The 24,836-nt window shown below is 67.1% G+C and carries 33 protein-coding genes; 7 read left to right on the top strand and 26 right to left on the bottom strand.

The window, feature by feature from the left end; genetic code table 11:
* The first annotated feature begins 5 nt into the window (after window positions 1-5).
* A complete protein-coding gene (gene engB, locus MUK72_RS05380) occupies window positions 6-623 on the top strand; it encodes a GTP-binding protein EngB (protein ID WP_244704606.1) in 618 nt (205 codons plus the stop codon).
* Between the two features lie 320 nt (window positions 624-943).
* Here engB and MUK72_RS05375 read toward each other — a convergent pair whose 3' ends face one another.
* The 19 genes from MUK72_RS05375 to MUK72_RS05285 all read right to left on the bottom strand — a co-directional run bounded on the left by MUK72_RS05375 (window position 944) and on the right by MUK72_RS05285 (window position 12,984).
* Complete coding sequence (locus tag MUK72_RS05375) at window positions 944-1,180, bottom strand: DUF3194 domain-containing protein (protein ID WP_004051423.1); 237 nt, start codon at window positions 1,178-1,180, stop codon at window positions 944-946.
* Entirely contained in the window at window positions 1,181-1,591 is a 411-nt protein-coding gene (locus tag MUK72_RS05370; RefSeq protein WP_244704604.1) for a prefoldin subunit beta, read from the bottom strand. It abuts the gene before it with no gap.
* A gap of 71 nt (window positions 1,592-1,662) precedes the next feature.
* Window positions 1,663-3,042 carry a TIGR00341 family protein gene (locus MUK72_RS05365; protein ID WP_244704602.1) on the bottom strand — a complete coding sequence of 460 codons (1,380 nt, stop codon included), beginning with the start codon at window positions 3,040-3,042 and terminating at the stop codon, window positions 1,663-1,665.
* A 58-nt stretch (window positions 3,043-3,100) separates the two neighbouring features.
* Window positions 3,101-3,397, bottom strand: a complete 297-nt coding sequence (locus MUK72_RS05360; protein WP_244704600.1) for a KEOPS complex subunit Pcc1 — start codon at window positions 3,395-3,397, stop codon at window positions 3,101-3,103.
* Complete coding sequence (locus MUK72_RS05355) at window positions 3,397-3,531, bottom strand: DNA-directed RNA polymerase subunit P (RefSeq protein ID WP_004051415.1); 135 nt, start codon at window positions 3,529-3,531, stop codon at window positions 3,397-3,399. The genes MUK72_RS05360 and MUK72_RS05355 overlap by 1 nt, the downstream gene beginning before the upstream one ends.
* Window positions 3,528-3,806 (bottom strand): 50S ribosomal protein L37ae, encoded by a 279-nt coding sequence (locus tag MUK72_RS05350; RefSeq protein WP_004051413.1) that lies wholly within the window; start codon window positions 3,804-3,806, stop codon window positions 3,528-3,530. The genes MUK72_RS05355 and MUK72_RS05350 overlap by 4 nt, the downstream gene beginning before the upstream one ends.
* A gap of 44 nt (window positions 3,807-3,850) precedes the next feature.
* Window positions 3,851-4,576: a DUF2103 domain-containing protein gene (locus MUK72_RS05345; RefSeq protein WP_244704598.1), complete on the bottom strand. Its 726-nt coding sequence runs from the start codon at window positions 4,574-4,576 to the stop codon at window positions 3,851-3,853.
* 81 nt (window positions 4,577-4,657) lie between these two features.
* A complete protein-coding gene (truD, locus tag MUK72_RS05340) occupies window positions 4,658-6,040 on the bottom strand; it encodes a tRNA pseudouridine(13) synthase TruD (protein WP_244704596.1) in 1,383 nt (460 codons plus the stop codon).
* 43 nt (window positions 6,041-6,083) lie between these two features.
* Window positions 6,084-7,415, bottom strand: a complete 1,332-nt coding sequence (trkA, locus tag MUK72_RS05335; protein WP_244704595.1) for a Trk system potassium transporter TrkA — start codon at window positions 7,413-7,415, stop codon at window positions 6,084-6,086.
* Window positions 7,416-7,761: 346 nt separating this feature from the next.
* Window positions 7,762-8,100 carry a peptidyl-tRNA hydrolase Pth2 gene (gene pth2 / locus MUK72_RS05330; RefSeq protein ID WP_004051403.1) on the bottom strand — a complete coding sequence of 113 codons (339 nt, stop codon included), beginning with the start codon at window positions 8,098-8,100 and terminating at the stop codon, window positions 7,762-7,764.
* 77 nt (window positions 8,101-8,177) lie between these two features.
* Window positions 8,178-8,591 carry a hypothetical protein gene (locus MUK72_RS05325; protein WP_244704592.1) on the bottom strand — a complete coding sequence of 138 codons (414 nt, stop codon included), beginning with the start codon at window positions 8,589-8,591 and terminating at the stop codon, window positions 8,178-8,180.
* A 141-nt stretch (window positions 8,592-8,732) separates the two neighbouring features.
* Window positions 8,733-9,020, bottom strand: a complete 288-nt coding sequence (gene gvpM, locus MUK72_RS05320) for a gas vesicle protein GvpM (RefSeq protein ID WP_004051399.1) — start codon at window positions 9,018-9,020, stop codon at window positions 8,733-8,735.
* Window positions 8,998-9,825, bottom strand: coding sequence for a gas vesicle protein GvpL (gene gvpL / locus MUK72_RS05315; protein ID WP_244704590.1), 828 nt, complete (start codon window positions 9,823-9,825; stop codon window positions 8,998-9,000). The genes gvpM and gvpL overlap by 23 nt, the downstream gene beginning before the upstream one ends.
* Complete coding sequence (gvpK, locus tag MUK72_RS05310) at window positions 9,825-10,142, bottom strand: gas vesicle protein GvpK (protein ID WP_244704587.1); 318 nt, start codon at window positions 10,140-10,142, stop codon at window positions 9,825-9,827. Before gvpK ends, gvpL begins: the two co-directional genes overlap by 1 nt.
* Complete coding sequence (gene gvpJ / locus MUK72_RS05305) at window positions 10,129-10,671, bottom strand: gas vesicle protein GvpJ (protein WP_244704585.1); 543 nt, start codon at window positions 10,669-10,671, stop codon at window positions 10,129-10,131. Before gvpJ ends, gvpK begins: the two co-directional genes overlap by 14 nt.
* A complete protein-coding gene (locus MUK72_RS05300; RefSeq protein WP_244704584.1) occupies window positions 10,664-11,638 on the bottom strand; it encodes a hypothetical protein in 975 nt (324 codons plus the stop codon). The genes gvpJ and MUK72_RS05300 overlap by 8 nt, the downstream gene beginning before the upstream one ends.
* Window positions 11,631-12,107 carry a gas vesicle protein GvpH gene (gvpH, locus tag MUK72_RS05295; protein ID WP_244704582.1) on the bottom strand — a complete coding sequence of 159 codons (477 nt, stop codon included), beginning with the start codon at window positions 12,105-12,107 and terminating at the stop codon, window positions 11,631-11,633. Before gvpH ends, MUK72_RS05300 begins: the two co-directional genes overlap by 8 nt.
* Window positions 12,104-12,355: a gas vesicle protein GvpG gene (gene gvpG, locus MUK72_RS05290; RefSeq protein WP_007739250.1), complete on the bottom strand. Its 252-nt coding sequence runs from the start codon at window positions 12,353-12,355 to the stop codon at window positions 12,104-12,106. Before gvpG ends, gvpH begins: the two co-directional genes overlap by 4 nt.
* Complete coding sequence (locus MUK72_RS05285; RefSeq protein WP_244704580.1) at window positions 12,355-12,984, bottom strand: GvpL/GvpF family gas vesicle protein; 630 nt, start codon at window positions 12,982-12,984, stop codon at window positions 12,355-12,357. Before MUK72_RS05285 ends, gvpG begins: the two co-directional genes overlap by 1 nt.
* Before the next feature lie 178 nt (window positions 12,985-13,162).
* On the opposite strand from MUK72_RS05285, the gene gvpA reads away from it, so the two are divergent.
* The 5 genes from gvpA to MUK72_RS05260 are packed head-to-tail and all read left to right on the top strand — an operon-like array spanning window position 13,163 to window position 16,386.
* On the top strand, window positions 13,163-13,471 hold the full coding sequence (gene gvpA, locus MUK72_RS05280; protein ID WP_244704578.1) for a gas vesicle protein GvpA: 309 nt from the start codon (window positions 13,163-13,165) through the stop codon (window positions 13,469-13,471).
* 56 nt (window positions 13,472-13,527) lie between these two features.
* Complete coding sequence (locus MUK72_RS05275) at window positions 13,528-14,088, top strand: gas vesicle protein GvpO (RefSeq protein ID WP_244704576.1); 561 nt, start codon at window positions 13,528-13,530, stop codon at window positions 14,086-14,088.
* Between the two features lie 53 nt (window positions 14,089-14,141).
* The gene (dcd, locus tag MUK72_RS05270; RefSeq protein WP_244704574.1) at window positions 14,142-14,801 is read left to right on the top strand and encodes a dCTP deaminase; all 660 of its coding nucleotides are present in this window, start codon (window positions 14,142-14,144) and stop codon (window positions 14,799-14,801) included.
* Complete coding sequence (locus MUK72_RS05265; protein ID WP_244704571.1) at window positions 14,798-15,685, top strand: thiamine-phosphate synthase family protein; 888 nt, start codon at window positions 14,798-14,800, stop codon at window positions 15,683-15,685. Before dcd ends, MUK72_RS05265 begins: the two co-directional genes overlap by 4 nt.
* Window positions 15,686-15,687: 2 nt before the next feature.
* Window positions 15,688-16,386 carry a class I SAM-dependent methyltransferase gene (locus MUK72_RS05260; RefSeq protein WP_244704569.1) on the top strand — a complete coding sequence of 233 codons (699 nt, stop codon included), beginning with the start codon at window positions 15,688-15,690 and terminating at the stop codon, window positions 16,384-16,386.
* 51 nt (window positions 16,387-16,437) lie between these two features.
* Here the strand turns inward: MUK72_RS05260 and MUK72_RS05255 are convergent, their stop codons facing one another.
* Window positions 16,438-16,854, bottom strand: coding sequence for a VanZ family protein (locus MUK72_RS05255; RefSeq protein ID WP_244704566.1), 417 nt, complete (start codon window positions 16,852-16,854; stop codon window positions 16,438-16,440).
* A gap of 103 nt (window positions 16,855-16,957) precedes the next feature.
* Between MUK72_RS05255 and MUK72_RS05250 the strand changes: the two genes are divergently transcribed.
* On the top strand, window positions 16,958-19,267 hold the full coding sequence (locus MUK72_RS05250; protein ID WP_244704564.1) for a DUF2298 domain-containing protein: 2,310 nt from the start codon (window positions 16,958-16,960) through the stop codon (window positions 19,265-19,267).
* A 6-nt stretch (window positions 19,268-19,273) separates the two neighbouring features.
* Here the strand turns inward: MUK72_RS05250 and MUK72_RS05245 are convergent, their stop codons facing one another.
* The 6 genes from MUK72_RS05245 to MUK72_RS05220 form a co-directional block, all read right to left on the bottom strand.
* Window positions 19,274-20,029, bottom strand: coding sequence for an ABC transporter permease (locus MUK72_RS05245; protein WP_244704562.1), 756 nt, complete (start codon window positions 20,027-20,029; stop codon window positions 19,274-19,276).
* Complete coding sequence (locus MUK72_RS05240) at window positions 20,029-20,901, bottom strand: ABC transporter ATP-binding protein (protein ID WP_004051372.1); 873 nt, start codon at window positions 20,899-20,901, stop codon at window positions 20,029-20,031. Before MUK72_RS05240 ends, MUK72_RS05245 begins: the two co-directional genes overlap by 1 nt.
* A gap of 3 nt (window positions 20,902-20,904) precedes the next feature.
* On the bottom strand, window positions 20,905-21,753 hold the full coding sequence (locus MUK72_RS05235) for an ABC transporter permease (protein WP_244704560.1): 849 nt from the start codon (window positions 21,751-21,753) through the stop codon (window positions 20,905-20,907).
* A complete protein-coding gene (locus MUK72_RS05230; protein ID WP_244704558.1) occupies window positions 21,750-22,970 on the bottom strand; it encodes an ABC transporter substrate-binding protein in 1,221 nt (406 codons plus the stop codon). The genes MUK72_RS05235 and MUK72_RS05230 overlap by 4 nt, the downstream gene beginning before the upstream one ends.
* A gap of 181 nt (window positions 22,971-23,151) precedes the next feature.
* Complete coding sequence (locus MUK72_RS05225; protein WP_244704556.1) at window positions 23,152-23,898, bottom strand: 4-phosphopantoate--beta-alanine ligase; 747 nt, start codon at window positions 23,896-23,898, stop codon at window positions 23,152-23,154.
* 32 nt (window positions 23,899-23,930) lie between these two features.
* Window positions 23,931-24,788 carry a pantoate kinase gene (locus MUK72_RS05220; protein WP_244704554.1) on the bottom strand — a complete coding sequence of 286 codons (858 nt, stop codon included), beginning with the start codon at window positions 24,786-24,788 and terminating at the stop codon, window positions 23,931-23,933.
* Between the last annotated feature and the right edge of the window lie 48 nt (window positions 24,789-24,836).

The following is a 24,836-nucleotide window of genomic DNA, read 5'->3' as shown; positions in this document are numbered from 1 at the left end:
AACCCATGTTCGATGGACGTCCCGACCGGGACGCGGAAGTCGTCTTCTGTGGCCGCTCGAACGTGGGAAAATCCACCATTCTCCGGGAGCTCACCGGCCACGATTTCGAGACCGGTAAGAAACCCGGCGTGACCCGCTCGCCGGGACACTACGACTGGGTGGCCGAGGACTTCGTCCTCACCGACCTACCGGGCTTCGGCTTCATGTCCGGCGTCGAGGAGGAGCACCGCGAGGCGATCAAGACCGACATCGTCCGCTATCTCGAAACGAACAGCGAGAAGATCCTCGTCGGCGTGCTCGTCATCGACGCCAACAGCGCCGTCGACATCATCGACCGCCACACCGAACGCGACGAAATTCCCCACGACGTCGAACTGTTCGGCTTCCTCGCCGACATCGACATCCCCACCGTGGTCGCGGTCAACAAGATGGACAAGGTCGACGACCGCGACGAGCGACTCGACGCGCTCTGCGACCGCCTCGGCCTCCCCTCGCCGTGGCAGCAATGGCAGGACACCATCGCCCCCGTCAGCGCCAAACGCGGCTCGATCGGCCCGCTGACCGACGCCATCCGCAGCCATCTCCACGACCAGCACCGCGACGACCTGTTCAAATTTTTCTGACGCACCTTTTTACTGCGAGGGGTGCGCTCCCTCGCGTTGCTCGGTCGCGCACCCCCGCTTGCAAAAATCTGCTCCAAAAACTCCTGCTCGCAAACCGCGCGAGCAGTGAACCGCGCTCGCTTCGCTCGCGCGGACATCGACAGCTACCGTACTGCGACCGCACAGCACCGCCGAAGCCCTCAGCCGCTCGTTCCACTCGCGGTGGTCCGAGAGAGCAAAGCTCTCTCGTCATCACGAAACGGCAGAGCCGTTTCGAGCGACTTCGCCCTTCATCCGCCAGGAACCGACCGCACCGCCGCACAGCGGCCGCCACCGCAGCACTATTCGTCGGCAAACAGATCATCGACGGCCGATTCGGCCGCCAGTACGGCCTCGTCGGCGACGATCTCCGGGTCGGGATCATCCGGCGCGTTCAGATAGACGTCGAGATCGAGCACGCCGTCCTCGAAGTGCACGGTGACATCGAGATCCTCGATCTCGGAACTTTTGTAGCGCGAGAAAACGAGGCCTTCGGCTGCTTCGCTTGCCGTTTCGACGACTTCCTCGTCGGTCGGCATCTACCCGCCAGCGCTCGGGCCGCCCGGTCCCATACCGCCCGGGCCGCCGGCACCACCGGGACCGCCACCGCCGCTCAGCATCTCCTGCAGCTCGCTCTGGAGCTCCTCGAACTGCTCCTGAACGCGACTCTCCTGTTTTTCGAGCGTCTCGACGCGTACTTCGAGGCTCGAAACCTTGTCTTCGAGGTCGTCTTGGGCCTCGTCGTACTCGGTCTCGATCAGGAGCTCGCCGACCTCGCGGTACATCGTCGTCTCGGTGTCGATCTCGTCGAGCTCGTCGAGCGCAGTCTGCGAGTCAGTGAGCTGGCTTTCGGCCTGCTGCTTCTGGGCAGCGACCTGCTGGGCGCTGTCCTGGAGATCCTGTAGCTCCTCGATTTTCTCTTGGGCTTCCGGCGGAAGGTTTCCCTGCATACCCGCGTTCTTGGTGTCCGCAGGGAAAAACCCCCGTTTCTCTCCCGAGTTCGCCGATCACCGAACCCCCATCAGGCCGGCACGAGCGGGGTTCGTCCCATCGCGTTCGCCAGTGATCGGATCGAATCGGTCCGGGCGGCATCGACGAACCGTGCTTCGACGGTCACGTTGCGCCCGGTGGTCCGGCTGAGGCGGCGATCGAGCGCCGCGGCGAACCGGGGCTGGGTGGTGCCCGCCGGTCGATCGAGCGTCACCGAGACGTTGATCGGCCCGCCGGCGGCGAGTCCGGCCTCGTCGAAGGCGATCGCCGTCTCACTCGGCCCGGCCGACGTGTCGAGCAGTTCGAGATCCGCGTAGGGCTGCCCGTCGATCATCCCCTCGACCTCGGTTTCGACCTGCTGATCGAACTGTGCCGACTGGTAACTGAGATAGGTGACGCCGCCGAGAAAGACCGAGAGCACGACGAGCGCGAGCACGAGCACGCCGATGCGCTTGCGGATCCGTTCGCGCACCAGATCGAGTTCGAGCGCGTCCTGTGGGCGATAGCCGACGACCCAGAGGACGATCAGCGCGGCGAGATTGATCGAGAGCACGTTGACGAGCACCAACACCCCGGCACCGAGGCTCAAGAACGGCTGCCCCCACGCGATACCGAGCCCGACCGTCGCGGCCGGCGGGATGAGCGCGACCGCGATCATCACGCCGACGAGCGCCGCCCCGGCTCCCGTCGCGAGGCTGATTGCCCCGGCGATGCCCGCTCCAAGCGCCACCATCAGCGAGAGGAAATCCGGTGCGAGACGGCTCTGTACCTCCGGAATCGTGGCGATGTCGGTCCCCGGGGGAACCAGCCCGACGAACCGCATGGCCGCGGCGAAGACAGCCGCGCTCGCCACCGCAAGCCCAAGTCCGAGCACCTGGAGCGCGACGCCACGGGCCGTCAGTTCACGGTCGTCGACGACCGTGCCCGTGGCGGCAGCCATCGCCGGCCCGATCAGGGGTGCGATGACCATCGACCCGACGACGACGGCCGCCGAATCTTGAAGCAGGCCGACGACGGCGACGGCGGCGCTGACGACCGTCATCGCCACGTACGACCAGCGCTCGCTGCGATCGGGCGCGAGATCGGCGGCCGCCGTCCGAAGCTCGTCGCGCGCGATCCGCCCCCGGCGCTCGGATCCGTCCTCGTCCGCGTCCTCCTCGGCGTCGAACCGGTCGGAGACGACCGTCCGGGCGTCGAGTACGACCGTCCAGGCGTCCTCGCTGAGATTCTGGTCGCGGAGGCGATCGAGCAGCCCCTCGACATCGTCCTGTGCGAGCGGGAACGACGCCACCGCTGCGTAGCGCTCGCCGTCGGAGTCGTCGGTGATCGCGTAGTCGATCCCCTCGTCGTCGAGGATCCCGAGGATTACCTGACGCTTCGCCGCGGGGATCGACAGTTCGACGAATCGCATACACGCACCTCAGCGCACTGACTGATAAACGCCCACCATTCGAAACCCGCGTGAGGCGCTATCCGTCGACAGTATCCAATCTATCTGTCGTATCCGCCTCGTTGGCCGCGTCCGCTCCGGCAGTCAGCGTTCGCTCGGCTACGCCGGTCAGCGAGAGCCAGGTGTTCTGGCCCGCGCGCAGCGCGACGAGGTCCGCCGCCGCGACGTCGATTCCGACCGTGGCCCCGTCGCGCGACAGCGACGCCGTCGTGCGATCACCCTCGATATCGCCGATCTCGGGCCGGAGGCTGCGCTCGACGGCGGCCGCGGCGCTTTCGGTCTCGTATTCGAGCGCGAAGGAACTCTCGTGGCGCACTACTCGACGTCGATCTCTTTGACGTCGCGGCTGCGCTCCTTGAGCAGCACGCGGTGGCCACAGTACGGACAGCGAACGCCCCCGTACTCGTCGAGTTCGACGTCACGCTTACACCGCGAGCATTTGTAACTCACTGTTCGTCGCCGTCCTCCGCGAGCGCCGCCCGAATCGAGCGCTCGACGGTGCGCCCGCCGGGCGTCTCAGGCTGGTACGCACCGCCAGCGAAGGTGTGCCCGCAGTTGCCACACTCCCAGATGCCCGTGTCCGTCCGGTCGACGTCCGGCTCGTCACATTCGGGGCAGGTGTGGTCGTCCTGCATGTCGGCCTCGATCTCGGCGACGCGTCGGCGGGCGACACGGCCGTAGCGTGCACCGAACCGTCCGGCGCTACCGACCTCTTGATTACCCATAGTACGCCTGCTATGCCAGCGGGCGAGTAAAACCCTTCGTGTTGTTACTCCCGAAACCCCTCTTCATCGAGCGCACGATTGAGGTCCTCGCGGACGCGCTCACCCTGCTCGCGGTCGGCGGCGGTCGTCACGACTCGCACCTCCTGAACACTCGATCCGTCGCGCACCAACAGTCTGACGTTTCCTCGTCCGTCGGCACGGGTCGCCTTCGCCCGTACGCCCGTCCGAGAACCACGTCCACCCGACTCGATGGGGCCCGGAATCACCTTCTTCACGTGTGGGTGATCGGTCGCGATCGCCACGATTGCTTGACCCGCACGCCCGCCGACGAGCGTCGAGTGGCTCCCGCCGAGTTTCTCCCGCGGTGGTGTCTCGACGACCGCAAGCGGTGACTCCTCACTTCTGGCGAGCACCGTCTCGACGGCGTCTTCACCCGGGTCCGCGACGCGGCGGAGATCGTAGTGGAGCTGCCCACGAAGCGTCCCGAGCACGTCGCGCTCGCCGGTGGCGTACACCTCCTCTGGTCGCTTGCGATGGATCTCGTCGGCAACCCTCCCCGTGAAGTTTCGGCGCTCGCGCTTTTCGTCTTCACCCGTCTCCTGGATCGTCGTCACCGTCCAGGTTCCGACGCGCTCGCCCTCGAATAATCCTGTGACGCTCGCTCGTTCGCGACCTAGTTCGCAGACCACGGTGTCGACGTTCGGATGGCGACAGACGAGACAGAAATCGCCGGCCCGATCGAGACGCGATCCACACCGCCGACACTCCATGCCACGATTCGAGCGTGCCGGCGGATAAGCCGGTCGATTTCTCAGTCGTGTATCTGGAGATCCATTTCGACCAACACGGCGTCAGCGCATCGCGGTCGGCTCACTCTTCAGGTATTCCCGAAGGAGCACGGTTGCATACGATCCCTTCGGCAACTGGAAGGCGAACGTGAGCGGATCGTCCTCGATCGACAGATCGGTCGTGAGCAGTATCGCCCGTCGGGTGCCCGTCGAGTGAAACTCCCCCGGCAGATCGAACAGCGAGGGCTCGATCCCTTCCTCGTCGAGTATTGCGCGCTCGATGGCACCCGGCTCGCCGTTTGCGAGCTCCGTTTCGGTGCCGACCAGCGGCGCGGTGACGAACGCCCGCCCACGTGCAGTGTGTCGATTGACCGTCTCGACCCGGTTTTCGGGCACTCGTTGGCTTCTATCGGGATCGGGCAGAGCGAGTCCATCGGGAGCCTCACTATCGGCGAAGCAGACCACGTCGCCCGCGACCGCACGATCGAACGGCAGCCCCTGATCGAGGCGTGCGGAGAGAATCCGATTGTACAAGTAGGACTGAGCGGCGTTGACGAACAGCCGCTGGAGGTTCGACGGGACGGTTTCGAGCGCCGCACGGAAATCGTCCGAACTCTCGCCACCGTTCTCGACCAGCCGGTGGAGCATCGAGCGCTCGAAGCCCAACTGCCGCGGATAGCGGTCGAGCGCCGCTTCCCAGTCCGCCGTCCCCGCTGCCGTGGCCTCGCTATCGACGAACGCGCGCGCCTCGCGGGTCGCTTCCGGCTCCGACTCGTGTGGACGGCCGACGTAGGCGAGCACCGCTTCTCGCCAGTCGTCGCGGACGACCGCGAGCCCGACCTCGTGTGTCACCGGGCGATAGGAACCGAACCGCTGCTGGCCGAAGTAGTTCGGCACGCCCACCGTCGTACCGTCTTCACCGTTTGTGTCGCCCGCGTTCCCGTCCTCGTTGCCGGCGAACGATCGGAGCGATTCCGTTATTCGCTCGACCGATTCGGTGTCGGCCTCGCGGACGACGATCTCGAAGGCGTTGCCAGCGAGATCGCCGAAGCGCAGTCCGCGCCCGGCGCGCCCAACCAGGTCGATCGTCGCTCCGCGGAGATCGATGTCGTCGAGCGCGTCGCTTCCAGCACGCACGGAGAACAGTTGGGTGCTGACGGCGCGCTTGTCCTTCGTGCCCGCCCAGTCGATCCGCTCGCGGCTCATTTCCAACTGACTGGAGAGCGCGCTCGCGAAATCGTTCGTGTCCCAGTTCTCGAGCGTCGCTCGAAAGACGAGATGGGGATAGGCGTTCGGATCGGCGTCGAGCGGTTCGAACTCACCCGTTTCGAGTTCACGTACGCGGAAATCCTCTGGGCGCGTACGGAATTTCCCACCCGTACCGTCGCCATCGCTGACGTAGTGGTCGATGCCGACTGCCCGTTCGCTCGGATGGGCCTCGCGCATCACTGTCTCCCGCCAGCCGTCGGTTCGCGGTCGGAGTTGCTGTTCACAGCGCTGCCGCGACCTCGTCCAGCGCGTCCGTATCGACGAACGCGACGACGTGGTCGCCGACCTGGACGACGGTGCCGCCGCGGGGCGTCTTGAGCGAGCCGTCGCGGACGACCGCGCCGACGACGAATCCGTCGGGCAGGTCGTGTGCCACGTCGACGATCGACTCGCCGGCGAGAACGCTGTCGCCGTCGACGGTGATCTCGAGCACTTCGGCGCTGTCGCGTTCGAGCGTCGCGGCCTCGTCGGCGTAGTCCTGGGTCGCACGCGTCGTCTCGTTGGCGACGACCGCCCGTGGCTCGACGGTCACGTCGACACCGGCCGCCTCGAACAGATCGACGTACTCCGAGTCGTTCACCACGGCGGCGGTGTGGCCAGCGCCGACGTTCTTCGCGAGCAGCGCCAGCACGTAGTTCGTCTCGTCGTCGAGCGTCCCGACGAGCAGGTCGGCTTCATCGATGCTCGCCTCGGTGAGGAAGCCGGCGGTCGTCACGTCGCCCTCGATGACCGTCGTCTCCGGAAGCTCCTCGTCGAGCACGGCGACACGCTCGGGGTCGTGTTCGACCAGTCGGGGTGTGTAGCCACCCTGTTCGAGCAGTCGGGCGATACGCGTGCCGACCGTCCCGCCGCCGACGATCACCACGTCGTCGTCCGGATCGAGCGATGCGCCCGGTGTGAGCCGTCGCGCAAACCGCCTGACGCTGGAGGGACTGCCGATGACCACGACCCGGTCGTCGGCCGCGAAGACCGTCTCACCGCTCGGGATGTGGACCGTGCCGTCGCGGATTACACCGGCGAACGTCAGCGACGGGAACTCGTCGGCCTCGGCGACGCTCTTGCCGACGAGATCGGCGTCGGCAGCGAGCTCGAACTCCGCCATCTCGACCTCGCCGTCGACGAACGTGCTGACCGCGAGCGCACCGGGCAGCGCGACCGTCCGGACGAGCGCCGCGGCGGTCAGTCGATCGACCGGCAGCAGCAGGTCGATACCGAGCGCGTCGTCAAACGTCTCCCAGGTCTCGTAGAGGTCGGCCGATTTCGCCCGCGCGATCGTATAGGCGTCCGTACTGTTCCTGACCGCGCCACAGACCATGACGTTGACCGCGTCGTCGTCCGTGCTGGCGATGACGATCTCGGCCTCGTCGATGCCCGCCGCCTCCAGCGCATCGAGCGAGCGCCCGTCGCCCTCGATGGCCGTCACGCCGAGCGTGGATTCGAGTTCGGCGACGCGTTCGCCGTCCGTGTCGACGACCGCGATCTCGTGGCTCTCGGCGAGATCCTCGGCGATGTACGTGCCGACGTCACCCGCCCCGACAATGACTACCCGCATCGGCGAATCCTCCTCATGGCCGCGTTCCGACGGGTATCAGTAAGTGCGTTGTGGTCGCCAAAGAACCGATAGCTCTTGGTCGAAATCGCCGGACAGAACCGAAGCAGAGGCGGTGGCGCGCGGTGAATCCGGCCGGAGGCCGGAGAGCGTGCGAGGGATGAGCGGAGCGAGTGAAACGAGCGGAGTGAATCGGTTGGGGAGGTGTGTGGGCTGTGCGGGGCGGTGGCGGAAGGATAGTTGTCGTACCGCGAGCGAGGCCAACGGCCGAGCGAGCGGCTCTTTTTAGTCCAGGTTTTTGGACGGGGTTCGAGGCGAGCGAACGGAGTGAGCGAGCCGAGGACCCCGTCTAAAACAGTGGGAGGTCGCCGGTAATTCGGTCGACGGTTTCCTCGGAGCCGGGGCCGACCGCGAGCGCCGTCACCGTGCCGGGATCGAGCTGCGTGTGGCCCGCATCGCGGATGATGGCGTGGGGGAGACCGTCGCGTTCGGCGCGATCGGCGAGTTCGAACAGCGTTCGCTCGCTATCGCCCTTGAGAACGACTTTCTTCTGGCCCGATCCCTTCCACTCGGTTCGCGCGCGCGAGCCGGTGTCCTCGTAGGCCGACAGCGAGGCATGGGCGACCTGTGCGGCGAGTTTGCCCGTCCCCATCCCGATGTCGGTCCGCGCGACGATGGCCTGTTTCATGCCTGCCTGCGGGGCGGTGTCGGTATATGACTGACTACTCGCCGTGACGGCGGGGGTGGAGCCGTTCGCGGATCGCCCTACTGCTCGCTCCGCTTGTTGAGCTCGTCGACGAGCGTCCCGGCCAGCTCCTCGAGTTCCTCGTCCGAGAGGGCGTCGAGATCGCCGAACCCGCCGCTCGATTCCTCCGAATCGTTGCCGATCGAGTCGAGCGCGGCGGTCACCTGCTCGATGACCGGCGGGCCAGTCGATTCGTCGTCGGCGCTCTCGGAGTCGTCGTCGGACTCCGCCGCTTCCTCGCTTTCCTCGTCGCCATCGCCGTCGTCCGCCCCGTCTCCGGATTCGGTTTCGTCCTCGTCGTCCGACTCGTCTTCGGATTCGTCCGCCTTCCCGCCCGCGAGCAGCGCCCCTTCGAGTCGGCTGCCGAGCGAACTGCCGAGGCGCTGGCCAATGAACCCGCCGACGAAGCGCAGTATGGTGCTGACGATGCCCATCTCAGTATCCTCCGCCGATTCGTCGCGCCGTCGTTCGTGCTGTTGTTTCGGTGTACATCTAACTGATCCTCCGTGCCGCTCGTGCTGAACAGACGCTCGGCCGTCGGTAATAATCCCGATGCTTGCGGCTGCCTGCCATGGTTACTCCTTCGGGATGCGGCGGTCGGTCGAACTGCTCGCCAGGTCGTCGCTATCGTCCCCGTCGCTACTGTCGTCGAGCGCGCGCTGGCGCTGCACTCGATCCCACTCCTCGAAGATGCCGTACTCGGTCATCGTCGCCATGCCGGCCAGCGCCGCTCGGAGTTTTAGCCCGACAAGCGGGATGTCGGCGACCGAGATGATCGCGTCGGCCTCGATGACCGCCCCGTCCCGGAGGATGACGTCGATCAGATCGACGATGACGTCGTCATCCGCCCGTTTCGGTTCCATCCTCACCCCCGATCGCCGGTACGAACGAGTACGGCGGCCACGGCCCGGTGAACCGGACCTCGACGCCCGTCTCGGCCGCCACCTCGTCGAGCATTTCACCCATTTCCTCTTCGTTGTCGTCAGTCGCGAGCACGGTGAACCGCGCCTGGGTCTCCATGCCGTCGTCGCCCCCCTCGTCGTCGAGCGTCGTCCGCTCGCCGAGCTCGTCCACGGTGCGTGCGAACTCGTCGAGCCGGTCGCGTAGCGCCGCCGCGCGTTCGCCACGGCGCTCGCGACGCAGCTCGCGGAGGCGCTGGTCGTACTGCTTTTCGAGCATGAACGCCGTCCCCGAGCCCGCCGCCTCGATCTCCTCGTCGAGTTCGGCGAGTCGGTCGTCGCTCGCGACGAGATCCTCGCGCAGTGCCTCTTCCTCGCGCCGGAGTTCGACGCGGTACTCCCAGTGGCCCGCGAGCTGATCGAGGTAGTCGGCGAGCGTCCCGCGCTCCTCGCCGACCCACTCGCGCACGCGGTCGTCGTCGCCCGTGAGAACGGTGTCGAACTGGAACGGGATCGGCGTGCCGAACACCTCGCCCGCCGCGTCGACGACGTTCTGATGCTGGAGCACCCACTTGCGGAGCTCGTCCATGTTGGCGGTGTCGTACAACGACTCGCAGTCGTGGAGCACGACGCCGATGTCGTCGACCGCGAGCAGTCTGACGGGCTCGTCGTCGACGCCCTCGGTGTCCAGATCGGCCCCGTCGTCGACGGCGACCGCACAGTAGAGATAGCGTCCCTCCTCGAACTCGGTGTCGGTATCGTCGGCCATTATTCGATCACTCCTCTGTCGTCGCGCTGCGGCTGATCGGCACGTTCGACGAGATCGCGGACCAGTCCGTCGAGATCGCCACGGAGATCGTCGACCGGCTTCTCGATGTCTTCGTCCTGTTTGATCCCCTCGATCTCCTCTTCGAGCGCGGCGAGCTGCGAGCCGAGCCGCTCGATTTCCTCGTCGGTGAGCTCGCCCGACTCCATCCGGCGGATGGCCTCACGCTCCATCGCGTCGACCAGCAGCTCGACGACCGTGACGACGAGCGTCATCAGCCCGTCGCGCGCCTCGTCGCCGTCGACGTCAATCGTCGTCATCTGCCTCCTCCGCCGCGGCGTCGTCTTCTTCGGCCTGTTCCATCTCCGCCACCGATTCCCCGTCGGCGTCCTCGCCGCTGGCATCCTCGTCGTCACCGCCCTCGCTACCGCCTTCGTCGCCGTCGGCCACGTCGCCACCGCCCTCCGCTGGTTCCGCACGCGCGCCGTCGTTCGGCCGCGTGCTGAGCTCCGGTGCAGATTGGCGCTCAGTATCGGATTCCTCACCGTCGTCGAGCGCCGCGTCGTCCTCCTCCGAGCCCTCGACAGTAACGGTGTCGTCGTCTTCGAGCTCGCTTCGATCCGATGCCTGCTCGACGCGGCGCATGTCGGTGCCATCCGGGAACTCGAGCCCGTACTCGGCGGCCGTCTCGAACGAGGCGATCGCCGCCCGAAGCTGCACACCGAGCAGTTCGGTGTCGCCGATCGAGACGACGATATCGGCGTTGATCACGACGCCCTTGTCGAGCAGCATCTCGACGACATCGGCGAGGCTGTCGGACTGGCGCGTCGGCCCGCCGCTGTTACTCATCGTTTCCCTCCCGTTCGTCGAATCGCCGACCGTAGATGCGATAGTGGCCGGGCGCGCTCGAATGCTGTGTCTGCTTCGGTACGGTCGAGAAACTCGCCGACGACCAGCCGCCCGCCTTCCAGCCGGCGACCATCGTCGAGTAGGCCGTCGGGTTCCGCGAGGAGGGCTGGCCCGTCCCGCCGCCGGTCTTCTCCTCGACTTTCTCCTGGGCCGTGTCGCGCGCTTCCTTCAGCTGATCGCGCGCGTCGAGGGCGCTCTCGCGGAACTCCTCGACGGCATCGCGGAGCTGTGACTGGATGGCGAGCTGTTTGGCCTGTCCGTCGTCGAGGATCGACTCCTCGCCACCGTTCGCGTCGCTCGAATCGGACATGTCGAACGAGTCCACGAGACCGGAATCGTCGCCGTTCTCGCCGTCACTACCCTCGTCGTCGGTGACGTCGTCGGTCGCCGCTTCGAGCTCGTCCTTGTTCTGCATGAACGAGCGGACGGCGACGGCGTCCCAGAGTTCGCTGAACTCGACGAGCGACGCCAGCTGTGTGAGGTCGATCGCCCGCCTCGGTTCGGCGTTCGCGATCGCTTCGGGTACGTCCTCGCCCTCGATGGCGCTCGGCAGTTCGCTCAGCTCTACCGCCTCGGGGAGCTCAGAGAGATCGACGGTGTCGAGCAGTTCCTCGGTTTCCTCGATGACGTCGACGAGGTCGTTGATCTCCTCCTTGGCATCCGCGTAGCTCTCCTCACCGCTCAACACGCCGAGCAGCGAGTCGATGTCGCCCTCGGCACGGTCGAGCAGCGCCGGCATCTCGTCGTCGGAGTCGACGAGTCCGCTACCCCCATCGTCCCCGCCATCGCCGTCGTTCCCGTTGCTGCCGTCGCTACCGTTCTCGCCCTCATCCGTGGACTGTGAGCTTTCGAGCGCCGAATCGAGCTTGTCGGCGGCCTCGGCCATCGGTTCGCTATCGTCACTCATCCCGTTCTCCCTGCAGCCACACGTCCAAAATTCCGTTGTTGAACGACGCGTCGGCGACGGCGAGCCCCGCCTGCGGGAGCGGGACGCGCTCGACGACGCCCTCGTCGTCGGCGACCAGGAGCGTTCGTCCGTCCCCGCCGACGCCCGCCGAGAGCTCGCGCGGATCGACGTCGGACAGATCGATCGTCACGACCTGTCCCTCCTCGGTCGGGCTGACGGTCGCAGCGTGATCGGTTCCCGTGATGGGCTCGACGCTGTCGTCGTCCCCGACCTCGGTTCCGTCGCGCCCGTCGATCCCGGACTGCGGACCGATGCCGACGCTGAGACCGTAGTCGAGTCGTTTCCGCCCGCTGCGTGCGCTCCCGGTTCTCGATCGCTGGCGTCGGTCGTTCTCGTCCATCTCGGCGAGGGTCTCGAACAGCCCCGAGAGGATCGTCCGAACGACGCCGGTGTCCTTCTTGTCTGTCATTGTTTGACCTCCACTTTGTTCGTCAGCGTCTCGCGCGCCTCGCGCGCCACGTCCAGTTGCGTCCGCAGTTCCTCGCGGCGACGCTCGTACTCCTCTTCCGAGCGGTCGCCGATCTCGAACAGCAGTCGGTTCTCCTTGATCTCGTCGCGGATCGCTTCGACGTCATACAGCTCCTCGACGGCCATCGAGTGGATGACGTTGCCGACCGCGACGATCGGCCGGAGCAGTAGATCGTCGATGATGAACATTACTGTTGGGTGCCGATCTCGATGTCCACGAAGTTGTACGGCGGCCACGGCCCCGTATACTGGACCGTGAGGACATCGCCGTAGTCGTCGGTGACGGCATCGACCGCCTCGTCGAAGGCGGCTCGTTCGTCGCGGTCGATGAGATACGAGCGGTTCATCACGAGTCGGTCGCTGAAGCGATCGTTCTCCTCTTCCTGGACGCTCGCGGCAGCGAGACGTTCGCCCGCCGTTTCGCGGATCTCGTCGGCGTCGACCGTCGCGTCCTCGTCGACGACGAGTTTGACGCCGAACTCGGCCAGTCCTTCGATCTCGCGCAACGACTTCGTGAACGCGCGCCGCCCGCCTCGGAGGACGTTCTTGAGCGTGCGCGCGTTCTTGAACACCGAACCGAACTGCATCGGGACCACGGTTCGGCCGCCCGCATCGAGCAGCACGTCCTGGAGCACGTCGTCGTGCGCGCGGGCGTTCTCGTCGGTGAGCTCGGGTTCGAGCGTGTCGATATCGGTCACGACGGCCGCGAACGGCCCGTGACTCACCGTGTATGCGTGCGTCGCTCCATCAACACCCTCGACAGCGAGTTCGATATCGGCGTCCTCGACGACGCCGTAGGCGTAGAGATGATCGCTCATGATCTGAGTATGGACGTACTGCGCGTCGTGGCCCGGGTTCGGTGGTCGCGCTAATAGGCGTGTCGCCGGCACACGCAGCCAACCCCTCCCCGACCACCCCGCTCTCCGGCTCACACCTGGGTTGCCTGCCTCTGCTGGCCCAAAGGATATTATACCGGGCGGAGTGTGGGAAAACACGATGAGCGCACGACCCTCAAGCGACAGTCTGGCCGAAGTGCTCGACCGCATCCTCGACAAGGGGATCGTCATCGACATCTGGGCACGGGTGTCCGTCGTCGGGATCGAGATCCTCACCGTCGAGGCACGGATCGTCGCCGCATCCGTCGACACGTTCCTCCACTACGCAAAGGAGATATCGAAGTTGGAGATGGCGACCGAGTCGGGCGACCTGGAGGACCTTCAGGACCTCGAGTTCGGCACGTCGCCGATGACCCAGCCCGAACCCGACGAGCCGGAGGTCCGCATCGAAGAGGACGCCGAGCAGTAGTCGCGCCCGGGGCACCGAGCGGTAATTTATTCACGACGCCGAATACGTAGGACATCATGGCCGATCTCGATCCAGGCGAACACACGATAGACGAACTGCGCGACGAACTCGACGATATCGACGACCCCGAGACGCTCGAAGAGCTTCGCGAGGCCGAAACCGACGGCGAGGACCGCGCCGGCGCGAAAGAGGCCATCGACGAGCGCCTCGATACCGTTACCGACGACGACGGCAACGGTGACGACGGAGACGGAAGCGAGAGCGGCGACGACGGGAGCGATGAGGACGAGGAGAGCGAGGGCGACGAGAATACGGGAGGCGAGCAAGACGGCGACACGGTCGGCATCGTCGACATCCGCGATCACGTCCAACAGAACGCCAGCGACCTCATCGGTCGCCCGCTCGACGGCATCGTCGAGATCGAGCGCAACGACGACGGCTGGCGCGCGCTGACCGAGATCATCGAGCGACGCTCGGTGCCCGACACTCAGGACATCCTCGGGCGCTACGCGCTCGAACTCGACGACGCGGGACACATCACCGGCTATCGGCGACTGGAGCGCTATCGCCGCGGCGACACCAAACGCGACGAAGAAGCGCCCGCGGGCGGTCGCTGACCGCCGTCGATGTGGAACCGTGGGTTTTAGGCGAATCGCCGGCACGAACGGGTATGATACTCGCCGATGGGGACATCCGGCGGCGGCTCGATGCGGGCGAGTTGGTCATCGAGCCGCTCGCGGACCCCGAGCTCCAGATCCAACCAGCGAGCGTCGATCTCCGGCTCGGCCGCGAGTTCCTCGAATTCCAGCGGACGAACATTCCCTGTATCCATCCCAATTCGGAAAACGAAGTCGACGAATACGTCACCGAGACGGTGGTCGACGAGGGCGGGGAGTTCATTCTACATCCCGGTGATTTCGTGCTCGGGACGACCGTCGAGCACGTCGGGGTGCCCGACGATCTCATCGCGCGCGTCGAGGGCCGGTCGTCGCTCGGGCGGCTCGCGATCGTCATCCACGCGACGGCGGGCATCGTCGATCCCGGCTATCAGGGCCAGGTCACGCTCGAACTCTCGAATCTCGGCACCGCACCCGTCGCGCTCACTCCGGGAATGCGCATCTCGCAGGTCATCTTCACCGAACTCAAAAACGCCGCCGAAGTGCCCTACGGCGACGAGCGCGGCTCGAAATACCAGGGTCAGGTCGGCCCGCAGGCCTCGAAGATCGGCAACGACGACGAGTTCGGCGGCAGCCAGCGACCCGAGCGGGGGAACCCTGACCGGCGCTCGGGCGAGGCAGATCGGGCAAACGAGAAGGAGGACGAGCGATGAGATTCATCGAGGAGATCGTCGTCGACGAGTTCCTGCCCACGTTCCGCTCGCTGCTGGCCGAGCGCCTGCGCGAGCGCGATCTCACCCAGAGCGAGGTCGCCGACATCCTCGGCATCAGCCAATCGGCGGTGTCGAAATACGCCCACGGCGAGGTCGCGCGCAACGAGCGCGTGCTCGACGACGAGCGCGTCGCCGGGCTCGCTGAAGACCTCGCCGAGGGGCTCGCCAACGACGAACTGACGAGCGTCGGCGCGCTCGTCGAGAGCGAGATCCTGATCCGTCAGCTCGAACGCGACGACCTGCTCTCGGAGCTCCACGCCGCGGCGATGCCCGGCCTCAACGAATACGACGGCTTCGACGTCCACGATCCGGACAGCAGCCTCCGGGCGGCCGAGCGCGCCCGCTCGTCCGTGCGCCGCGGGATCGGCACGCTCGAAGCCACGAGCGGTTTCGCCGGACTGATTCCGAACGTCGGCTCGAACCTCGTCGAGTGCGTTCCCGACGCCACCGATATCGACGACGTGGCGGGCGTCCCCGGTCGCATCTTCGACGTCAAGGGACGCACGACTGTGCCCGGCGATCCCGAGTTCGGCGTCTCGGGCCACGTCGCCGGCGTCCTGCTCGCCGCGCGCGACAACGGCAACGACGCGCTCGCCGCACTCAACCTCGCCTACGACGCAGACCTCGTCGATCGGCTCGAATCGTTCGATCTCTCGACGGTGGAGTTCGACGGCGAACGCGACACCGACGAGGCGATCGCCGCCGTCGACGCCGCGGATGCCGACGCACTCTATCACACCGGCGGGTTCGGTGTCGAGGCCAACGTCTACCTGCTCGCGCCGAGCGCCGCCGACGCCGCCGCACGCGTCCGCGATCTCCTCTGACGATGACCGATGAGCGCGCAAGCGGGGAGGGAGGAGATGGCGCGAGCGAGGCACAGAATTTCTACGGCCGCTGGGCACGCCTCTACGACACCATCGCCACCCTTCCAGGAATCGGATCGTGGCGCGAACGCGCCATCGAGGGTTTGGCACTCTCGCCCGGCGATACGGTCGTCGAGATGGGCTGTGGAACGGGCGCAAATCTCCCGTATCTGCGCGAAGCGGTCGGCTCCGAGGGAACGATCGTCGGCGTCGACTTCACGCGTGGGATGCTTGATCGCGCTCGCAAACGCATCGCGGCCGCCGGCTGGACGAACGTGCATCTCGTCCACGGTGACGCCACCGCACCGCCGATCGAGCGCGCCGACGCGGTGCTCGCGAGCTTCGTCGTCGGCATGCTCGCCGACCCGGCCGCGGTCGTCGAGGACTGGCTCGCCCTCGTGCGCTCGGACGGACGCGTCGCGCTGCTCGACGCCACGCGCAGCACCCGCACGAGCGCGAAACCGCTCGACGCCGCCTTTCGCCTGTTCGTCGCCGCGAGCGCGCCGCCGACCCGACAGTTGCACTATTCGACGCCGCCGTGGAAACCGCTCGACGAGCGCGTCACTGCTGCTCGCCGGCCGCTCGAAGAGCGTGCCGAGGACTACGACAGTACGGAGTTCGCGCTCGGCTTCGTCCGTCTGGCGAGCGGTCGCGTTCCCTGATATTCCACACCCCGCCAATTCTCGTTCGGGTTCGTCCCGGTTCGATCACGGTCAGCGCACGGTTCCCGGCTCGTCGGTGGGGACGAACCGTACGTAGCGCGAGAATGTGCGCCAGCCGAGTGCGAGCAGACAGGCCCCGACCGCATCGGCGAGCGCGTCGGCGACGCTCGCAGTCCGATAGACGATCGGCCACTGAACGATCTCGATACCGATGCCAAAGGCGATGGCCAGCCCGACCGCGAGCGCCAGCCGGGCGTGACCGTTCTCGATCGAGGCGTACGCGAGCGTTGCCGTCACCCCTGCGTAGGCGAGCGCGTGCGTCCACTTATCCATCCCGACGAGTCCGAACGGCCCGACGGTCGGCGTCCCGCTCGTCTCGACGACCGAGGCGACGAGGACGATCCCGGCGACCAGTACGACGAGCGCGTAGCGAACCCGGCGATCGACGAGCGGGACGGACGGCCTCATGGGACGGGATCGGCGACCGGCGTCAAAAGCGGTGCGATGGCGGTCGAGTCGTGCGATCGGACATCCAAAGGTGTATAACGGATGTTCTCGGAAAAATCAACGGATGGAGTACGGTCTCGTCGCACTGTGGTGGCTGACGTTCGTCGGTCTCGCGCTGTTCGGCCTGCCGGTGGCCGCGCGGCTGTGCTCGTCGCTGCCGGGCCGCGGTGCGGGCTTTTCGTTCGCCATCTCGCTGACGATCATGACCCTCGTCGCCTTCTGGGTCGGCTTCCTCTCGCTCGGCTGGGTCGCCCTGTTCGCGGGGCTCGGCGCGCTCGCGATCTGTGCGGTGCTCGCGGCCCGGTCGGGCGTCGAGATCGATCGGCGGGCGACCGTCGAGGCAGTGGCGGTGTTCACGCTCGTCTACCTGTTCGTCATCGCGCTCCGATCGGTCGAGCCGGGCATCACGCCGGGCGGCGAGAAGTTCCTCGATTTCGGCCTGGTGGCGTCGCTGCATCGTGCCGGGAGCCTGCCGATCGAGGACTTCTGGTTCGCCGGCGAGTCGATGATCTACTACTACGGCGGCCACTTCGTCGTCACGCTGCTGGCCCGCCTGACCGATACGGTCCCGTGGACGGCGTTCAACCTCGCGATGGCGGGACTGTTCGGATCGCTCGCGGCCGGTGCGTACGAACTCGCCGGCGCGGTCGCGGTCGGGCGACGCGCCCGCCGGACGGTCCGCTCGTACAGCGCTCGAACACGCCGGATCGCCGGCGCGACAGCGGTCTTCTTCACGATCTTCGCGAGCAACCCCTCGACGGCGGTGCGCCTCCTCATCAGGCGACTGCCGGCGTCGGTCGGCGAGGGAGCCGCCGACGCGTTCGCGGCGGCACACTCCAAGCTTCCGGACTATCAGGTGCTCCGGCCGATCCCGAGGGACTACCAGTACAAGGTCGCCGGGCGCATCATCCCCGAAACGTACGACCCGTTCCCGCTGTTCGGCGCGATTCGGGGCGACATCCGCCCGTACTTCACGAGCACGCCGTTCCTGCTCTGCGTGGTCGGGCTGTGTTACGCCTACTACCGCTCGCCCGCCGCGTCAGTCCGTCGCCGGCGCGCGCTCGTCTTCGGTGCCGTACCGGTCGTCGGCGGGTTCATGGCGCTCGTCAACACCTGGAGTCTGGCCATCGTCCTCGGGGTGACGTGGCTGACGCTGACGTTCGCCCCCACCGATCTGCGCTCGCTCGTCCCGGCCCGTCTCGCCGCCCGCATCGACCACGTCGTGGGCCACCCAACGACCGACAGGCCGCGGGGTGCGCTCGTGCGAACGGCCGGCGCGGCCGGACTCTCGGCGGTCGTCGGCGTGATCGGCGTTCTCGCCGCGCTCCCCTTCTTTCTCGGACCGGTGCAAGCCGGACCGAGCACGTCGCTGACGGTTCTCGACGCCGCCGCACGCAGTTCGATCGGCTCGTTGCTGCTCGTCCACGGCGCGTTCCTCGCGATCTTCCTCACTCTCCTGCTCGCCCGCAGTCGCCGGCGCTGGTCGTCGACCGTCGCCGTCGCCGGCGGGCTCGGGTTCGTCGCCCTCGTCGCGCTTGTCCCGAGCACGCTCGCGCCGATCGCGCTGTTCGCGGTGCCGCTCGTGCTCTGCTGGTATCTCCTCGCGACCGACCGCATCGGCTTCGTGGGCGTCCTCGTCGTCGCCGGGTTCGGACTGCTCGTGCTCCCCGAACTCGGCTTTCTCGCCGAGGGCGGCGACGGGCGGTTCAACACCGTCGTGAAGACGTACATGCCGACGTGGATCCTCTGGGCGAGCGCCGCCGGCGTCGTCCTCCCGCGACTCGTCCGCGGTCGCGGCCCGTGGAACTGGACGCGCCGCCAACAGGTCGCGGGCGTTCTCGCCGCCGTGCTCGTGCTCTCGACGGCCGCGTTCGGCGGCGTCGCCGTCCAGCGCCATTTCGCTGACCCGAACGTCGAGGAACCGACGCTCGACGGGCTGGCCGCCGCCGAGGAGAACGTTCCGGGCCAGGTCGCGGCCATCCGCTGGCTCGACAACCGGTCCGGCCGGCCGGCGATCGTCTCGGCACCCAGCCGCTACGTCTATCGCTGGAGCGCGAGCCCGGCCGCCAGCCTCACGGGCGTCCCGACGGTCGTCGGCGTCTCTCACGAGGCGCAGTATCGCGGCCGGCAGACGTATCTCGACCGGGTGTACGCCGTCAACACCATCTATCTCGGCTCGGCCGAGCGCCGCGCCGCGCTGCTCGAACGATACGACGCGAGATACGTCTACGTGGGGCCGACAGAGCGCGATCGATACGGCGACATCCGCCCGTTCTCCGAGCTGCAAGGCGTTACTGTGGCGTTCGCCGCCGACAACGTGACGATCTACGCGGTCGATCAGGAACGGTTGGAAGCGCCCCCGGAAGAGACGTGAGTCGGTTCAGGCGTTGGCGGCCGACAGCCACGGGATGGCACGCGCGCCGAGACGGCGGAGCAGTGCCGAGGAGCCGTAACCCAGCACGCCGACCGCGATCATCCCGACGACGATGTTGGGATACTCGCCGGCGGTGAAGGCGTTCCAGATGAAGTAGCCGAGCCCGCTGCTCGACAGCAGCTCGGCGGCGACGAGGCTCACCCACGCGAGCCCCATCGCGTTGACGAGTCCGGTATAGATCGACGGTAGCGCGCCGGGCAACACCACGTGTCGCATCGTCTGGAACGGGCTGGCACCGAGCGAGCGCGCCGCCTGCGGATACTCCTCCTCGACGCCGCGAACGCCCTCGATGGTGTTGAGCAAGATTGGGAAGAACGCCGCCAGGAAGATGATGAACCGGACGATGTTCGCGGGCGTCAGCAGGATGATCGTCAGCGCGGGATACCACGCGATCGGCGGGATCGGGCGCAGCACTTCGAGCGCCGGAAACGTCAGATCCGAGAAAACCTCGCTCCGACCGATGAGCAGCCCGAGCGGGATCGCGACGACCGTCGCGATGGCGAAGGAGAGATACACCCGGAACGTGCTCCGGCCGACCTCCTGCCAGAAGGAACTGCTCGCGGCCGCGTCGACGAACGCGACCGCCACTTCGACCGGCGAGGGGAGGCTCGGGACCGCCCCGACGAACATCGTCGCGACCGCCCAGATGGCGAGCACCGCCAGCAGCGACGCCGACTGTTCGAGTCGCTGTGCGTACGCCATCAGGCACGACCCTCCGCCTGCTCCATCGCGCGCTCGGCCTCGTCGTGGATGCTCTCGCTGGCGCGGCGCTGGAGCTCGTTGAACCGATCGGTCGTGACCATGTCGGTGCTTCGCGGCCGTTCGAGATCGACGTCGATGACGTCCTTGACCTGGCCCGGGCGGGCGGTCATCACGACGACGCGGTCGGCGAGCAGGATGGCCTCCTCGACGTCGTGGGTGATGAAGAGCACGGTCCTGTCGTCGTCCTCCCAGACGTCGAGCAGTTTCTCCTGCATCAGCTCCTTGGTCATCGCGTCGAGCCCGCTGAACGGCTCGTCCATCAGCATGATGTCCGGATCGTTCGCGAGCAGCCTGGCGAGCTCGGCACGCTGTTGCATCCCGCCGGAGAGCTCGTTCGGGTACGCGTCTTCAAATCCTTCGAGTCCCATCTGATCGAACAGCGACGCGACGCGGCTCTCGTCGACGTCGTCGCGCATCTGCGGGCCGAAGCGGACGTTCTCGCTGATCGTCTTCCAGGGGAACAGTCGGTTCTCCTGGAAGACGACGCCGCGCGAGGGATCGGGCCCCTCGACCGGTTCGTCGTTGACCAGCACCTCGCCCTCGGTGGGATCGAGATAGCCCGCGATGCATTCCATCACGGTGGACTTCCCACAGCCCGAGGGACCGAGCACGGTGACGAACTCCTCGGCCTCGATGTGGAGATCCATCCCGTCGACGGCGACCAGTTCGTCCCCGTCGTCGCCGTAGACCTTCCTCAGGTCCTGGATGTTGACCGTACCGGTGCCGCTCGATTCGGTCCACGAGCGGAACTGTTCGTCGGACTGTTCGTCGATGTCGGAACGCGTCGTGGTGTCTGTGTTGGGTTCACTCATGGATTACTCCGTGGACCAGGGCATCAGCCAGTTGCCGAGCGCCTCGACGAGCGCCGAGGTGGCGTAGCCGAGCGCGCCGACGGCGAGCATGCCGATGACGACGACCTGGTTCTGTAGCAGTCGCGACCCCTGGATGATGATGTAGCCGAGTCCGGGGCCGCCGGTGAGCAGTTCGGCGGCGACGACCGTGATCCAGCCGAGACCGACGCCGAGCGACAGCCCGGTGATGATCGAGGGGAGCGTCGCCGGCAGCACGACGTGCCGGAAGACGTCGCCCGAACCGGCCCCGAGCGAGCGGGCGGCCTGGCCGTACTCCGTCTCGATGGTGCGTGCGCCCTCGATCGTGTTCGTGAAGATCGGGAAGAACGACCCGATGAACACGACGAACAGCGCTGGCAGCGGTACCGACACCGAGCCGAGCGCGAGCGCCGGAAAGACGATGATGGCGATCGGCAGCCACGCGATCGGCGGGATCGGGCGCAGCGCTTCGAGCGCCGGATAGAGGAGGTTCTCCCAGCGATCGCTCGTCCCGACGACGAGCCCGAGCGGGATGGCCAGCAGCGCCGCCGCGACGACTCCGACCGCGACCCGCGCGCCAGAGTAGACGGCGTGGAGATAGATCGTGTCGCCACCCTCGGTCAGCGGCTGGCCGGCGAGCGCGCCGGCGAACTCGACGATCGTCGTCACGGGGCTGACGAAGTGCTCGAAGTTGAGCACGCCGAACTCGTAGAACAGCCACCAGACCGCGACGAAGCCGACCAGCGAGACGAGCTTTCGAACGCCGCGCGTCGGTGACGGCAGGCTCCCGGTGAACCCCTCGACGAGCCGGTCGCTCATCGAGCCGGTGCTCATCGTGTGCCTCCCGAGCCGTTGCCGGTCGAGCCATTTCCGGTCGAGGCGTTCGCAGCCGATGCGTTTCCGCCGGAACCGTTCGCGGAGCCGTTACCGGAGCCGCCGGCCGAGCGCGGTGCCCACCCGACGCTGTCACCGAGCTCGGCCGCCGCCTCGTCGAGGATTTCGGGTTTGTAGCGATCCGCCGACGGTGGCGATTCGAGCGCGCCCTGACGCGTGAGGAACTTCGGTCCGGTCTCCTTCATCAGCTTGCCCGGCTCTTTGGCTCGCTCGTAGTCGGTCGCGAACTCGAGTCGCTGGACGTCCTCGCCGATCGGCGGATCGCGGTAGGCACCCCAGCGCAGCGTCGAGCGGTCGAAGTAGCGCAGGTCCTGTTCCTGTTCGACCAGATCGAGCGTTCGTTCGGGGTTGCGCTCGAAGACGCGCGTCGCTTCGAGCTCGGCCTTCAGGATCGCCTTCGCCGCCTCGCGGTGGTTCTCGATGAGGGTATCGGTCATCGGAAGGCCGCCGGCGTCGATGATGTCGTACTCCGCGCCGGTCGAGACGTACTTGGTGAGATCGTCCTCGAAGACCGACTTCGCGATCGAGGGTTCCCAGCCGAGCCCCGCCGCGATGCGCCCCTCCCGGAGGTTCGCGAGGATGGTCGAGATCCCCGTATCGACCATCTCGACCGTGTTCGTGTCGATCCCCTCGGCGTCGAGCAGCCGGAGGAGATAGCGATGTGTGCACGACCCCTTGGTGACGCCGACGGATTTGCCGGCGATGTCGGAAATCTGCTGGATATCCGAATCCTTCGGCACGATGAGGAGGTTGCACTGCTGGCCGTGCGACCAGTTAGCGAGCCCGACGAGGCTCGCGGGGGTCTCCGTCTGGGCGATCGTCGTCAACGCCGGCATGTCGCCCATCCAGCCGGCCTGGTTCTTGCCGACGCTGATCCGGTTGCCGATGACCGCCCCCTGAAGCGCCGACTGCCACTCCAGCGAGTAGCCGTCCGGGAGATACTTCCCGGGGATGTCGCTGTGTTTCATCACCAGCGCCTCCCAGGCGTGCGCCGAGAACGGCTGATAGCCCATCGTCAGCGTCATCGTGGTGCCGCTGGCCGAACCGAGACAGCCGGCCAGCAGCCCGGTGGTACCGATGGCCGCCGTCCCGAGGAACCGCCGCCGAGAGCTGGTCGTCGATGCCTCTGGTCGTCGTCGTTGTTGGTTCCGATTCATGATTCATCGTCGTCGTTCGCGCCCCGATACGCCGTCGCCGGCATTCGTGCCGGCTCGTGTCGAGTGGGAAAGAACCGACCCACCACGCCTCGTAAGTTATCTATGTGATATTATTCAGTTGACCGCCCCTGAAGCTGTTGCTTTCGTATGCAAGATATCAAAACTGAAACGCCGTCCTCGCTCAGTCGAGTTCGCCGGAGCGGATCGCCGTTTCCGCCGCGTCGAGCGCCGTCTCACGATCGAACGCATCGATGGACTGCTCGCGTTCGTCGTCGGAGCGGTCGGCGAGATCGTGGGCGTGGGCGGTGATGTTCGGGATCGCGCGGACGAGGTTGTCGACGACGGGGACGGCGGCCACCTGTGGCGAGCGCGAGAGCGGGTTGAGGTCGACGACGATCTCCGTCTTTCCCATCTCACCGAGCGCCTCGGCACGGTCGCCGTCCTCCAGCGGGACGAGCACGACGTCGGCGGCGTGGATGCCGTCGGCGGCGACCTTCGCACGCTCGCTCGTGAGACCCGGGATCCGGGCGTCGGCCGTCCGGCCCTTGACGTCCGTGGCCCCGTGATCGTGGAGATGATCAGCGATGGCGGCGATGCGCTCGTCGGTGCGATTGAACAGGTTGACCTCGATTGCCGCACCGGTCGCGTCGGCGAGGGCGACGATCTCGTCGGGAACGAGCGCCGCGGCGTTGCCGTTGATCGAGAGCACAGGGTGGTCGGCGCGGAGGAGGTGGGCGGCGGCGGCGCGCTCGGCACGGTCGGCGCTCGGGATCGTCCGTTCGCCCAGCAGATAGTCGAAGGCCTCGCCGCGACCCTCGGCGATGAGTCCCTGCTTGTGGGTGAGGCCGGCATCGACGCCGTCCTCGATCCGGTGGCGCGTGTGGAGGGATTCGCTGCGAGGGTGATCGTCTGGCACCTCGATCGTCATGGCCACCACTGTGCGGCCATCCGGGAAAAACCTTACACCAGTCTCGCGCCCGCGCGATCGATCTCGCAGATCGCGGGCTCATAGCCGGCCCGCGTCAGCCCGTCGCCGAGGGCGATCACCGTCTCGCCGAGCATCGCCATCGCCGCCTCACCGCCCGCCTCCCGGACGGCGTCGATAGCCTGCTCGACGGGCGGGGTGAGTAGATCGGCATCCGCGGCGAACGCCCGTGAGCAGGCGAACAGTTTCGGGAGCGTCGGTGCGTCGCACAGCTCCGCGAGTGCCCGCTCGCCGGCCTGCGTGAGCGTCTCGACATCGCCGCCGATGATCTCGCCCGTCGAGCGCCCGCCGAAGGAGACGTACTCGATGCGTGTCGGTGGTGTAGAAATCCCGTCGAGTTCTCCGTAGCCTGGTGCGCCCGGTTCGTATCTGAGCGCCACGCCGCCACGGGCCTGGGCAACCACGTCGCCGAGACCGGTCCCCGCTTCGACCTCCGCGGCGTGGGCGACGCTGACGAGTTCGTTTTCCGTGTGGCCGAGATCGAACCGTTCGTTCGCTGTAAGCGCCGTGCCGAGCGCCGCCCCGCCCGAGACGCCGAAGCCGGCGCTCACCGGGAGGTCGCTCTCGACGCGCACCGCAGCACTCACGTCGAGCCGATCGAGCATGCCCGTCACGGCCTCCATCCCGACTGTCTCGCCATCGAGTTCGACGGTGGGCTCGTCGGCCGGCGCGACCGTCACCGTCACCCCCGCCGACAGTGCGAGACCCGCACCCCGCGATCCCGCCTTTCGGGGATCGTCGGCTGGATGGACGCTGAACAGCCCCGTGACGTGCCCCGGAACGAATGCCTGCGGCTCGGCGTTCGATCCCCGTCGGCGTTCAGGAGACGCCATACGGGTTTCTCGGCGACCGACAACATAAACCCGGCCGTTCGGGGTCCG

The sequence above is a fragment of the Halococcus dombrowskii genome (assembly GCF_022870485.1).
GTDB classification, from domain to species: domain Archaea; phylum Halobacteriota; class Halobacteria; order Halobacteriales; family Halococcaceae; genus Halococcus; species Halococcus morrhuae.
This window is presented reverse-complemented; position numbering and strand designations above follow the sequence as displayed.